The sequence below is a fragment of the Pseudomonas sp. CMR5c genome (genome assembly GCF_003850545.1).
GTDB lineage: Bacteria > Pseudomonadota > Gammaproteobacteria > Pseudomonadales > Pseudomonadaceae > Aquipseudomonas > Aquipseudomonas piscis.
In genome coordinates this window covers 2,639,966-2,652,558 of the sequence record NZ_CP027705.1, presented here as the reverse complement: position 1 = coordinate 2,652,558, position 12,593 = coordinate 2,639,966, and the positions used below count along the sequence as shown (strand labels likewise).

Annotated in this window: 11 protein-coding genes; 5 read left to right on the top strand and 6 right to left on the bottom strand. The window is 62.3% G+C overall.

Features of this window, described 5'->3' with window-relative positions; translation table 11 throughout:
- Nucleotides 1–153: 153 nt before the first annotated feature.
- From C4K40_RS12495 to C4K40_RS12480, 4 genes are all read left to right on the top strand, one after another.
- Nucleotides 154–1,173 (top strand): branched-chain amino acid aminotransferase, encoded by a 1,020-nt coding sequence (locus tag C4K40_RS12495; RefSeq protein ID WP_022643880.1) that lies wholly within the window; start codon nt 154–156, stop codon nt 1,171–1,173.
- Nucleotides 1,174–1,351: 178 nt separating this feature from the next.
- A complete protein-coding gene (locus tag C4K40_RS12490; protein WP_022643879.1) occupies nt 1,352–1,867 on the top strand; it encodes a sigma-70 family RNA polymerase sigma factor in 516 nt (171 codons plus the stop codon).
- On the top strand, nt 1,864–2,865 hold the full coding sequence (locus tag C4K40_RS12485; protein ID WP_256224232.1) for a FecR domain-containing protein: 1,002 nt from the start codon (nt 1,864–1,866) through the stop codon (nt 2,863–2,865). Before C4K40_RS12490 ends, C4K40_RS12485 begins: the two co-directional genes overlap by 4 nt.
- Before the next feature lie 82 nt (nt 2,866–2,947).
- Nucleotides 2,948–5,383, top strand: coding sequence for a TonB-dependent receptor (locus C4K40_RS12480; RefSeq protein WP_083456971.1), 2,436 nt, complete (start codon nt 2,948–2,950; stop codon nt 5,381–5,383).
- A gap of 63 nt (nt 5,384–5,446) precedes the next feature.
- On the opposite strand, the gene C4K40_RS12475 is transcribed toward C4K40_RS12480, so the two are convergent.
- From C4K40_RS12475 to C4K40_RS12465, 3 genes are read right to left on the bottom strand one after another with little or no spacing between them, the layout of a single operon-like run.
- Nucleotides 5,447–6,133 carry a hypothetical protein gene (locus tag C4K40_RS12475; protein WP_053136061.1) on the bottom strand — a complete coding sequence of 229 codons (687 nt, stop codon included), beginning with the start codon at nt 6,131–6,133 and terminating at the stop codon, nt 5,447–5,449.
- 12 nt (nt 6,134–6,145) lie between these two features.
- Nucleotides 6,146–7,036 carry a TIGR03915 family putative DNA repair protein gene (locus C4K40_RS12470; protein WP_053136064.1) on the bottom strand — a complete coding sequence of 297 codons (891 nt, stop codon included), beginning with the start codon at nt 7,034–7,036 and terminating at the stop codon, nt 6,146–6,148.
- A complete protein-coding gene (locus C4K40_RS12465) occupies nt 7,033–8,253 on the bottom strand; it encodes a putative DNA modification/repair radical SAM protein (RefSeq protein WP_022643873.1) in 1,221 nt (406 codons plus the stop codon). Before C4K40_RS12465 ends, C4K40_RS12470 begins: the two co-directional genes overlap by 4 nt.
- A gap of 173 nt (nt 8,254–8,426) precedes the next feature.
- On the opposite strand from C4K40_RS12465, the gene C4K40_RS12460 reads away from it, so the two are divergent.
- Nucleotides 8,427–9,074 carry a sel1 repeat family protein gene (locus tag C4K40_RS12460; RefSeq protein ID WP_053136066.1) on the top strand — a complete coding sequence of 216 codons (648 nt, stop codon included), beginning with the start codon at nt 8,427–8,429 and terminating at the stop codon, nt 9,072–9,074.
- A gap of 9 nt (nt 9,075–9,083) precedes the next feature.
- Here C4K40_RS12460 and C4K40_RS12455 read toward each other — a convergent pair whose 3' ends face one another.
- From C4K40_RS12455 to C4K40_RS12445, 3 genes are all read right to left on the bottom strand, one after another.
- Entirely contained in the window at nt 9,084–10,019 is a 936-nt protein-coding gene (locus tag C4K40_RS12455) for a DMT family transporter (RefSeq protein WP_022643871.1), read from the bottom strand.
- A 491-nt stretch (nt 10,020–10,510) separates the two neighbouring features.
- Entirely contained in the window at nt 10,511–11,470 is a 960-nt protein-coding gene (locus C4K40_RS12450; protein ID WP_053136069.1) for an AraC family transcriptional regulator, read from the bottom strand.
- Nucleotides 11,471–11,804: 334 nt separating this feature from the next.
- Nucleotides 11,805–12,566: an SDR family NAD(P)-dependent oxidoreductase gene (locus C4K40_RS12445; RefSeq protein WP_053136072.1), complete on the bottom strand. Its 762-nt coding sequence runs from the start codon at nt 12,564–12,566 to the stop codon at nt 11,805–11,807.
- Nucleotides 12,567–12,593: the final 27 nt, after the last annotated feature.

Below are 12,593 nucleotides of genomic sequence, written 5' to 3'. Positions count from 1 at the left end.
CGGGAGGGTTCATGAGCAGGCTAAGTTTTTTTGCTCCCCCTCCCATCGTCCGGGATGCGGCCTGCCCCCGGAATGCAGTATTGTTGTGCCCATCCAATAAAAACGTCAGAAGCCTTGAGCCGTTCCGACGGTTGTTAAGAGATAGAGGGTGTCATGGGTAACGAAAGCATCAATTGGGACAAGCTGGGTTTTGACTACATCAAGACAGACAAGCGCTATCTGTCGTACTGGCGCAATGGCGAGTGGGACGCAGGCACCCTGACCGAAGACAACGTGCTGCACATCAGCGAGGGCTCCACCGCCCTGCACTATGGCCAGCAGTGCTTCGAGGGCCTCAAGGCCTACCGCTGCAAGGACGGTTCGATCAACCTGTTCCGTCCGGACCAGAACGCCGCTCGCATGCAGCGCAGCTGTGCTCGCCTGCTGATGCCGCAAGTACCGACCGAACAATTCATCGAAGCGTGCAAGGCCGTGGTCAAGGCCAACGAGCGCTTCATCCCGCCCTACGGCACCGGCGGCGCGCTGTACCTGCGCCCGTTCGTGATCGGCGTGGGCGACAACATCGGCGTGCGCACCGCACCCGAGTTCATCTTCTCGATCTTCGCCATTCCGGTCGGTGCCTACTTCAAGGGCGGCCTGACCCCGCACAACTTCCTGATCTCCAGCTATGACCGTGCGGCGCCACAGGGCACCGGCGCGGCCAAGGTCGGTGGCAACTACGCCGCCAGCCTGATGCCCGGCTCCCAGGCCAAGAAGGCCAGCTTCGCCGACTGCATCTACCTGGACCCGCTGACCCACAGCAAGATCGAGGAAGTCGGCTCGGCCAACTTCTTCGGGATCACCCATGACGACAAGTTCGTGACCCCGAACTCGCCATCGGTACTGCCGGGGATCACCCGCCTGTCGCTGATCGAACTGGCCAAGAGCCGCCTGGGCCTGGAAGTGGTCGAGGGCGACGTGTTCATCGACAAGCTCGGCGACTTCAAGGAAGCCGGCGCCTGCGGTACCGCTGCGGTGATCACCCCGATCGGCGGCATCGAGTACCAGAACAAGCTGCACGTGTTCTACAGCGAAAAAGAAGTCGGTCCGATCACCCAAAAGCTCTACAAGGAGCTGACTGGCGTGCAGACCGGCGAAGTCGAGGCTCCGGCCGGCTGGATCGTCAAGGTCTGACCCGCCCCGCTTCACCCGAGCCCGCCCCTGCTTGCCAGCGGCGGGCTTTTTCATGGGTGGTTTGCGGGATATCAGATTCTTCCTGGCAGCCCCTCAGACTTTTCTTGCCGAGCTTGACTAGCGATCTATATGATAAGCGTTATCATTCGCGACCTCCCTGCCCCGGTAATTGTCCGCCATGCCTGCTCCCGTCCAAGCCAGCGACCTGACCCTGCTGTATCGCCAACAGCATCAATGGCTCAAGAACTGGCTGCGCCTGCGGCTCAACTGTTCCCACAGCGCCGCCGACCTGGCCCAGGACACCTTCCTGCGCCTGCTGGCCAAGCCCGAACCGGTGCAGATCCAGGCGCCGCGCAGCTTCCTGGCCAAGGTGGCGCAGAGCGTGCTGAGCAACCACTACCGGCGTCAGAAACTGGAGCGGGCCTACCTCGAGGCCCTGCAGCACGTGCCGGCGCACGGGGTGCCGGACCTGGAGACCCAGGCCATCCTCATGCAAACCCTGATGCAGCTGGACGCCGTGCTCGAGCGCCTGGAACGCCCGGTGCGCCAGGCCTTCCTCTGGTGGCAGCTCGACGGCCTGGGCCATGAGCAGATCGCCGAACGCCTGCAAGTCTCGGTGACCACGGTCAAGCGCTACATCGTCAAGGCCGGGGCCCAGTGCATCCTTCTCGACGACAGCCTGGGCTCCTTGTGAATCAACCGCTGAGCCGCGACACCAGCACAGACCCGCAGTCCATCGATATCGCCATGGCCGAGCAGGCCATGCAATGGCAACTGGACCTGCAGGAACCCCAGGTCAGTGCCGCCACCCTCGCCGCCTGGCAGCGCTGGCGCGAGGCTCACCCACTGCACGAGACAGCCTGGCAGCGGGCCGAAACCCTCGCCCAACGCCTGCAGCAGATGCGCAGCCAGGGCCACAGCGAGCTGGCCCGGGCCACCCTGGCACCGAACCTCGGTCGGCGTCGCGCCCTCAAGCAACTGGGCCTGCTGCTGGCCGCCGGCGCCGGTGCCTGGGCCGCGCGCGACACCGCGCTGATCCAGGATTGGAGCGCCGACTACAGCACCCGGGTCGGCCAGCAGCGACGCATCACCCTGGCGGACCAGACCCAGCTACAGCTCAATACCGACACCGCGATCACCCTGGCTTTCGACCGCCAGCAACGGCGTATCAGGCTGCTGCGCGGCGAACTGCTGCTGACCCTGGCACGGCAGGACTCGCTCCCGGCCCTGCTGGTGGAAACCGTCGAAGGCTGGGTCCAAGCCAGTGCGGCAAGCTTCAGTGTGCGCCAACTGGCCGGGCGCACCGAACTGGCGGTGTACCAGGGCGAGCTGACCCTGCTTCCCCAGGATGGCGGCCAGCCCCCGCTGCGCCTGGGAGCCGGCGAGCAAGCCGGTTTCAGTCGCCAGGGCTTGCTGCTGCGCCAGGCACAAGGCGCCACGCAACCGGCCTGGAGCCAGGGCATGCTGGTGGCCCAGGCCCAGCCCCTGGCGCAGTTCCTCGAAGAACTGGGGCGCTACCGCCCCGGGCACCTGGGCTGCGACCCGAGCCTCGCGCAGCTGAAAGTTTCCGGCACCTTCCCCCTGGCGGACACCGACCGCGTGCTGTCTGCCGTGGCCCAGACCCTGCACCTGGAGGTGCGCCAGTTCACTCGCTACTGGGTCACCCTCAAGCCCCGTACGGCCCTGGGCTGAAAAAAAGTTGCGCCAAGGTGGTCTGTTTTTCGCGCTGGCGAGACTTAACCCCCAGAACATTCATTTGCATGGGGAGCAACACATGTCATCGGCAGTAATGCAGCGCCGTCAGCGAACCTTTTCACTCAAGCACAACCTGGCCGGCGCCGTGGCCCAGGGCCTGGTCTGCCTCACTGGCAGCGCCGCGGCCATGGTCCTGCCCACGTGGGCCCTGGCAGCGGAACAGGTCCAGGTCGAATTCGATATCGCTCCCGGCAACCTGGCCCGCGCCCTCACCCGCTTCGGCCAGAGCGCGCATATCCTGCTGTCCTACCCGGCAAGCCTGGCCGAAGGCCGCAGCAGCCCGGGGCTCCAGGGCCGGCATGATATCGATGGCGGCCTGGCCCTCCTGCTCAGTGGCACGGGCCTGCAAGCGGTGCGCGGCGCCAATGGCGACTACTCCCTGCAGGCCCGCAGCAGCGGCGCAGGCCTGGAGCTGAGCCCGATCTCGATCTCGATCTCCGGCAAGGCTCCCGGTTCCACCACCGAAGGCACTGGCGAATACACCACCTACTCCTCCAGCAGCTCGACTCGCTTGAACCTCACGCCCCGGGAAACCCCGCAGTCGATCACGGTGATGACCCGCCAGCGTATCGACGACCAGAACCTCAGCACCCTCACCGACACCCTGGAAGCCACTCCCGGCATCATCGTCACCCGCGACGGCCTGGGAGCGGAAACCGACAGCTACTGGTCCCGGGGTTTTGCGATCCAGAACTACGAGATCGACGGCGTGCCCACCAACACCCGCCTGGACAACTACTCCCAGAGCATGGCCATGTACGACCGAGTCGAAGTGGTACGCGGAGCCACTGGCCTGATCAGTGGCATGGGCAACCCGGCGGCCACCATCAACCTGATCCGCAAGCGCCCCACCCGCGAGGCCCAGGCGAGCATCACCGGCCAGGCCGGCACCTGGGATCGCTACGGTGGCGGAATCGATGTCTCCGGCCCGCTGACCGACAGTGGCAATGTGCGCGGGCGCCTGGTGACCGACTACAAGACCGAAAGCGCCTGGGTCGATCGCTTCAAGCAACAGACCCAACTGCTATACGGCATCAGCGAATTCGACCTCAGCGAGGACACCCTGCTGACCCTGGGCTTCAGCTACCAGCGCACCGACGTCGACTCGCCGCTGCGCACCGGCTTGCCCACCCGCTTCAGCAGCGGCGAGCGCACCCACTTCAAGCGTTCCACCAACACCGCCCCAGAATGGTCCTACAACGATCACCAGCAGCGCAGCTACTTTGCATCCATCGAGCAACAACTGGGCAACGGCTGGAGCGGCAAGATCGAGTACACCCACGCCGAGAACCAGTTCGACGAGCTGTTCAACTTCGCCATGGGCTCGGTGAACAAAGACGGTAGCGGGCTCAGCCAGTTGCCGGTGCGCTTCTCCGGCACACCCCGCCAGGACAACCTCGACCTGTACCTGACCGGCCCCTTCAGCCTGTTCGGCCGCGAGCACGAACTGATCAGCGGCGTGACCTTGTCCCAATACAACGAGCGCACCCCTGGCTGGGGCGGTTGGCGCTATGACTATGCCGGCTCCGCGGCCGGTGCCATCGGCAACCTCAACGGCTGGGACGGCCGATCGCCCAAGCCGGACTTCAGCGTAAGCGGCAAATCCTCGATAGATGAAGACCAGTACGCGGCCTACCTGACCTCACGCCTGAGCCTCGCCGATGACCTGAGCCTGATCCTCGGCAGCCGGGTGATCGACTGGAAACGCGACACCAGCGAGCGCCCCTATGGCGGCACCGAGAGCGAGGTCAAGCGCGAAGAAAACGGCGTGTTCATCCCCTACGCCGGGGTGGTCTACGACCTGGACGACACCTGGTCGGTGTATGCCAGCTACACCAGCATCTTCAACCCCCAGGCCTCCTGGGTGCGCAGCGAAGACAACAAGCCCCTGGACCCGATGGAGGGCAAGGGCTACGAGGTCGGCATCAAGGGCAGCCACTTCGATGGCCGCCTGAACTCCAGCCTGGCGCTGTACAAACTGCAGCAAGACAACCTGGCCATCTGGCAGCACGACGACGTCTACAGCGCCGAGCAGGACACCACCTCCAAGGGTGTGGAACTGGAGTTCAACGGCGAGCTGGCCGAAGGCTGGCAAGCGTCTGCGGGCTACACCTACTCGGTCACCACCGACGCCGACGACCAGCGGATCAACACCGGCCTGCCGCGCAACAGTTTCAAGACCTTCACCAGCTACCGCCTGCACGGTCCGCTGGACAAGCTGACCGTGGGCGGCGGGGTCAACTGGCAGAGCAAGGTCGGCAACGACCTGCACACCTTCACCCAGGGCAGCTACGCGGTCACCAACCTGATGGCCCGCTATGACATCAGCCGCAACCTCAGTGCCTCGCTCAACCTCAACAACCTGTTCGATCGCGAGTACTACAGCAACGCCGCCCTGTCCGGTAACTACGGCTCCCCGCGCAACCTGATGACCAGCTTCAAGTACAGCTTCTGACGGCGGCGCATCGCCGCGCCTCGGCGCCACCTGCCCTCTTGTCGATGAAGGCGGGTTGGCTCCTCAAGGGGCGATACCCAGCAGCGCCAGCACCTGGTGCGCCCCCTCCACCACCAGCAGCGCAGCCCGGGAGGCCATCAAGGTGTAGAGAAAACTCGCGATCAACACACACAGTTCGAACCAGATGAACATCGGCCAGTTGCTGACACGCAACGGCCGGTCCTGCATGAGCTGCCTCACCCCATTGCGCGGCTTGTGATAGACGAGCTCGAAAATTTTCATCTCGCGAAAGTTCTTGAGTATCGCGTATACCACGGCGCACCCGGTGACGGCTGCCATCCACCAGAAACCGACGACCTCCACCCCGTTCTGCCCCTGCAACTGGACGCTGGCACTTTGTTGAAAAAAATGAATGCCCACCGCTGAAACCACGGGCATGACGACCCCGAAGTAGACCACCAACCCCAGGCTAGCCATGGCGACACCCGTGGCGAACACACTGAGGCGGATCACCCGTTCCAGGAACCCGGGAGAAAATTTCGAATAGGCCCTCTGTGTCTCGATCACCAGCAACGGGACCAGCATGGTCAGCACCCCGACCCCGATATCCACGGCCCTGAACCCGGTCTTGGGCAGCAGCAATGCCATCAGGAAGGTCACGCCCCGGCTGCCTACCCGCCACATCATCTTGGCGTCGTCGCTCACCCCCTTCGACCAAAACTCCTCGGTAATGCCCTTGCCATCATCCATTGGCTGACTGCCTCATTGTTCAAAGCTGCGCATTGTCGCTGATGACTCCAGCGACGACACCTTGCTCTCCCTTCGCGGGCCGATCTGCTTGCCGCGCTGCACTGCCACCTGGCTGGCCTGGCCGTCGCGCTGCTTGCCGTGGCGGGCCTGGGCGATCAACGCGGGGATCAACGGCCCCTCCGGCAAGTGCTTCCAGAACCGCGCCGGCAAGTGACCTTGCATAACCTTGGGGTTGAGCCGCGCCGGGTTGAAGATATGGCTGTAGTAGGTCAACCACAGCTCGCCCCCGGGGTCTTCCATGCCCTGGGCCAACTGCTGCCAGGCACCGGGGCACTGGCGCTGGTGATGCAGTTGCAAGCCATCGAAATACACCCCATCGCGGGGTGTGGCGATCATCCAGCGCTGGCGCCCCATGCGTCCGATGAAATGCTCGCTGGCGCTGGCCAGGATGTCGTGGGCCGGGTCGTGCCAGGCCACGAACTGCGGCTGCTCGGCCAGGGCCGAACGTCCGGGCGGCACCGCGATAAAACGCACGAAGGCGTGCAAGTGATGAGCCTCGCGATCCACCTGGCGAATGCGCCGTTGCAACTCGCTGCCCAAGGGGTCGCCGCTGAGCATGGCGGTGCGGTCACCATGGCTGACCCGCCACAGCACCTCGTACAACAGGCTCCAGCGCTGCTCGCCACGATAGCTCGCCGCCCGCTGCAACAGCCCCAGCAGCGCCAGGGGAATGCGTGCCTGGAATGGCCCGGGTTGCTGCGGATAGTCCTGCGGCCGGCCGAACAGGTCGGGCTCACGGGCGCCGGACCAACTGACCTGGCTGGGGTCGATGCCATGGCTGAGCAAGCGCCGGGCCTGCTCGCGCCAGGTGTCGAACGACTCGTGGCAGTCCAGGTCGATCATCCCCACAACCCCATCTGCTGCGGTTGCGGGCGATCACGCAGTTGCTGATAGAGCTGCGCGCTGCTGGTCTCGGCCTGGCGCGGGTGATAGTCGCTGGTGATCAGGAACGGCTTGGCCTTGCCCAGCACGCACCGCATGCGCGCCAGGTCCTCGAAGCGGATGCGCCGCTCCCGGCGCAGCTCCACCAGGCGCTGGGTCGTGCGCAGGCCGATGCCCGGGATACGCGCGATCAACGCTGGCTCGGCGCGGTTCAGGTCCAGGGGAAACAGGCTGCGGTTCTCCAGGGCCCAGGCCAGCTTGGGGTCGATGTCCAGGGCCAGGTGCCCCGGTCCCTTGAACAGTTCATTGGCGCTGAAGCCATAACCGCGCAACAGGAAGTCGGCCTGGTACAGGCGGTGCTCGCGCATCAGCGGCGGCGCGGCCAGGGGCACGCTCTTCGGGCTGTTGGGGATCGGGCTGAAGGCCGAGTAGTAGACCCGGCGCAGGCGGAAGTTGCCGTACAGGGCCTCGGCGCTGTGCAAGATGGTGCTGTCATCGGTGTCGTCGGCGCCGACGATCATCTGCGTGCTCTGCCCGGCCGGGGCGAAACGCGGTGCCCGGGGCTCGTTGAGCACCGTCTGCTCGCCGGTGTGGATGGTGCGCATGGCCTGCTTGATCGAACCCAGCTGCTTCTCCGGGGCCAGGGTCTTGAGGCCCTGGTCGGTGGGCAGCTCGACATTCACGCTCAGGCGGTCGGCATAGCGCCCGGCCTGCTCGATCAACGCGGGGTCGGCATCGGGGATGGTCTTGAGGTGGATGTAGCCACGGAACTCGTGTTCCTCGCGCAAGAGCCTGGCCACTTGCACCAATTGCTCCATGGTGTAGTCCGCCGAGCGGATGATCCCGGAACTGAGGAACAGCCCACTGACGCAGTTGCGCCGGTAGAAGTCCAGGGTCAGGCGCACCACTTCCTCGGGGGTGAAGCGGGCCCGCGGCACATCGCTGGAACGGCGGTTGACGCAATACTGGCAGTCGTAGAGGCAGAAGTTGGTCAGGAGGATCTTCAGCAACGAGACGCAGCGCCCGTCCGGCGTGTAGCTATGGCAGATGCCCATGCCGTTGGTCGAGCCCAGCCCTTCCTTGCCCTGGGAGCTGCGCTTGGGGGCGCCACTGCTGGCGCAGGAAGCGTCGTACTTGGCGGCATCGGCGAGGATGCCCAGCTTGTCGATCAGTTGCATGGCCGGCCCCATATACTGTTTTTATATACAGTACAGAGTTCGCACCCGGCACTTCAAGGGGGCGTCTGACCAGCGTCACAGAAATATCCCTGGCCGCTCGGGATAAAACCCTGGCCTGGTGGGTAAAAGTCCTTAAGATACGTGCGCTTATCCATGCCGCTAAAGGATTGCCCATGCGCCCCTTCTACTTCCCCTGGCTACTCGCCATAACCCTGCTGCCGGCCTGGCAGGCCCTGGCCGCACCAGCCCCTGCAACCCCGGCCGAAGCCGTGTCGACCCAGGTTCTGGCACAACCGCAATGGCAGAGCCTGGCCCGGCAATGCCCGGCGACGCTGGTGCCACGAAAGGAGGCGCCGACAGAGCCCGACCGCTGCAGCGAGCCTGGGCAGATGGAAGGATGCCTGCAAAGCTGCAAGCGCGGCGATGGCAATGACTGCTACTGGCTGGGCATCAACGTGCAAAAGGCCAAGGGCCCGGCCATGGGTTATGAGCCGCTGTTCCAGCGGGCCTGCAGCCTGGGCGTGGTCTCCGGCTGCACCAACCGTGCGGCCGGGATGTACGTGTCCACCCCCGACGACGAATCCGTGCGCCAGTGCGTGACCAAGACCTACGCCAAGGCCTGCGAGACGAACGACCCCTGGGCCTGCACCATGTACGGTTTCAACTTGAGCCAAGGCATCGGCACCACGACAGACAACACCAAGGCCCTCAAGGTGCTGGACAGGTCCTGCAACAAGCACGGTACCGAGGACCCGGCCTGCACCGCCGCCATCCAGCTCCAGCAGAAGATCCAGGACAAGCTCGCGGCGCCCAAGCCCTGAGGCACCGCCTCAAGAGTCCAGGGCCCGCCGCGGGCCATGGCCCAGGCGCTGGCGCAGCCATTCATAACCGCTGACCAGCACGATGCCCGCCAGCACCAGTGCTGCGCCGAAGATGAAGCTCGGTTCCAGGGGCTCGTGCAGCAGCCACACGCCAAAACCGATGCCGAACAGTGGCGTCATGAACGACAGCACCCCCAGGCGCGAAGCCAGGTAGCGGCGCAACAGGCCAAACCAGATCAGGAAGCTTGCGAAGGACACCACCAGCACCTGGAAACCCAGGCTGGTGATGACCAGCGGAGTGAAATGGATGGACGTTTGTCCGGACAGCCAGGCCGCCAATCCCAACCAGACACAGGCACCCAGCAACTGGTACTGCAAGGTCCGGGTGGTGGGGCTCGAAGCCAGGCGTGAACAGCGCACCACCACCGTGGTCGCGCCCCAGGCGGCACCGCCCAGCAGTCCGAGAAAATCCCCCAGCAATGCATTGCTCCCGGCGCCCTGGGACGAAGGCCCGCTAAAGGCCACGACAATACCGGCGAACGCCACGCCGATCCCCAGCCATTGCATCGACTTGAGACGCTCGGCGGGCAGCCGCCAATGCAGGCCCAGGGCGGCGAAGATCGGCGCGGTATAAAGGAAGATCGCCATGTGCGAAGCACTGGTATGGCGCAGGCCCTCGCCCACCAGCAGGAACTCCAGGGCGAACAGCGCGCCCACCACCAGGCCGGGGCGCCAGTGGCCTTCGCGCAGCCCCAGGCGCTCGCCGCGCCAGAGCATCAGCAGCCCCACCAGCAACGCGGCGCCAGCGGAACGCAGGGCGATCTGCATGATCGGCGCGATGTCCTGGGCGGTGGCCTTGAGCGCCACCTGTTGCAGGCCCCAGACGGCACAGAGGCCGACCATCAGGCTGCAAGCCGTGGCATCGAGGGGTTGGCGTACAGCCATGATGGATCCTTGGGTGAATGAGTCAGGTGGGCTATTGTCCGCCTGACAGAATTGCTAGATATAGCTCGCCTACGCCAAGTCATAGCGAGTTAAAGACAACCGCATCGGAAATTTCCGAGCAGGGACTTCCAAGCAACTCCCCCCAAGGAGCCGCTGTCTTCTATGGGGCTTGAATTAGCAGCAACACGCTGGAAAAGACGGACAAGCCAAGGTCTAACCCTGCATCGAGCAGATGGTCGCGCCAGGCAGACTTGCAGACGCGGCAACCACCCCAAATAGCAGATGATGTTGAAAAAGCTGCGCAGGAAAGAAATCCATTCCTCACTAGCAAACCCAAATCACCACAGGCAAACGCTTGCAGCGTCCTGAAGGACGCGCCTTGGGCATTCAAATCTGTTGTGCGACTGATTCCACTGAGCTCAAGTGTTAGGCAGGATCAGGCGCTGCTTCACCCCGGCTCGGGCCTCCCGGCAATGCTGGCTTGGCCCCTTTCAATGAGGCACTCGGTTCGCCACTCGCCCTACCGTCTGCGAAGGCAGCTCGCCGAAGAAGTCTTGGTAGTATTTGGAGAAGCGCCCCAGGTGGCTGAACCCAGCGTCCAGGGCGGCGCCTTGGATCTTGTCGTGTGGCGACAACAACATCAACTTGCGAGCGACATTCAACCGCACCGTCCGAACATAGTTGGATGGTGACATACCCATGACCGACTCAAAACTATATTGAAGCGTGCGGCGACTCACCTTCAGGTAATTGCACATCTCCAAGACCCCAAACTCCTCATTGGAGAAATTATCGAACAGGAGTTCACAACTTCTATCAACAATGAATGCACGGGTACTAGGCGGCAACACCTGCAGCACGCCATCCGCTTCGCTCAATGCGATTTCCTGTATGGAGCCCAGCAAACGCTTGGTACTGGCTTGGCACACCTCACCTGAAGGGCTATCAACAAAGTTTTGCAGAACAGTCTTTTGGAAGTCCAGAACCGATCCATGGGAAGGCGTGATGAACGTCTCGAATACCCCCTTGAGAGACTTGATCTTTGCCCCCTCGGTGATGTGCTCCAAGAAAAAGTCTCTATCCAGCGTGACGATATAGGCACAAATCATGCTTTTCGAAATGGCATGAATAGGCTTGCCGGAGGAAACATGAAAACTCCCAGAGTTTACGTATCTTCCATTAATGAGAATATCGCTATCGCCCTGAATGTTAATGAGCATGATTTTATCGGACGGTACATATCCAATCTGTTCCACCAAAGGGGTATCAATTACTTCCCTGGTGACGCGCAGCCGCTTATCCAACTGGATATCGCAAAGCCTGCCATGAAACTTGGCCTTCTTCTCCAACTGGTGATATCGGTTGTCGAGCCATTGATCGAGGCCATTGGCATGCTCGCAAACATCGTTGGAGACAGAAAATCGAACAGCATTGGTATCGGCGGAACTCATGATCGTTTACATCCAAACGGGGGAGCTGGTACATCAAAAGCAAGCAGCGTGCCGACAGAAGCCAAAAAATCCTTAATTTTCATAAAGTAAAGTCAAACGCCCACAGATCCGACAAAAGTCTTGAACGCAGGCTCTGACGAGGGTGTTTTTTTAAAAAAAACAATAAAAAGACCAACCAGAAATAACGATTCGGAATAAATAGACTTGAACAGGAGCACTATCCTAGTGCACACATGCTCAAATGTGAGGAGCCATCAGAACGCTGTTACTAAGGTGTTACCGTTGTCCACAAAAAAGGGTGCACAGGGCACCCTTCACCGAGACCGTACGAAGCCTATTCGAAGTGACCTGCCGTAACACCACCATCAAGTGCGTAGATCATACCGTTGGTGTAAGCCGCATCTTCAGAAGATAAATGCTCAATGACCTTCCCAACTTCTTCCGGAGCAGCGAAGCGCCCAAGAGGAACTTCTTTCATGTAGGAGCGTTTTTCCTTTTCCGGATCAGCCGCTTCAGCGAACAACCGATCCATCATTTGGGTCTGCACGAACCCAGGACAGACTGCATTAGAACGAATTCCAAACTTCCCGTAGTCCAGAGCCAAACAACGAACCAAACCAATGACACCATGTTTGGACGCACAATATGCTGCGTAGCCCGAAGCCCCGCGAACACCTGCATCGGAGCTGACGGCAACGAAGCTACCCCCCTTGAGTTCCATGAAGGCTTGCATGGCACTCTTGGCTAGAAGGTACGTGCCTGTGAGGTTGACGGAAATCTGCAGATCCCAATCATTACGTGGCATCTCATCGATCCGGCCCGTACGAGCCACACCGGCACACGAAACAACCGCCGATAACCGCCCGAAACGCTCTTTGGCATGAGCGATCAAAGCGCTGACCTCGGATTCGTTCGCGACATCGACGGCACGAAAGTCGAACACTCCACCGATAGCCTTGATCTGCTCGGCCGTGTGTTCCATCCCGGCCAGGTCCCGGTCAGCACCTACGACGGTGTAACCGCGTTGGGCAAATACCCGCGCTGTAGCCTGCCCGATACCGGAAGCTGCCCCTGTGATGACGGCTACGTTGTTCATGATTTGCTCCACCCCTTGCTCAGTGAC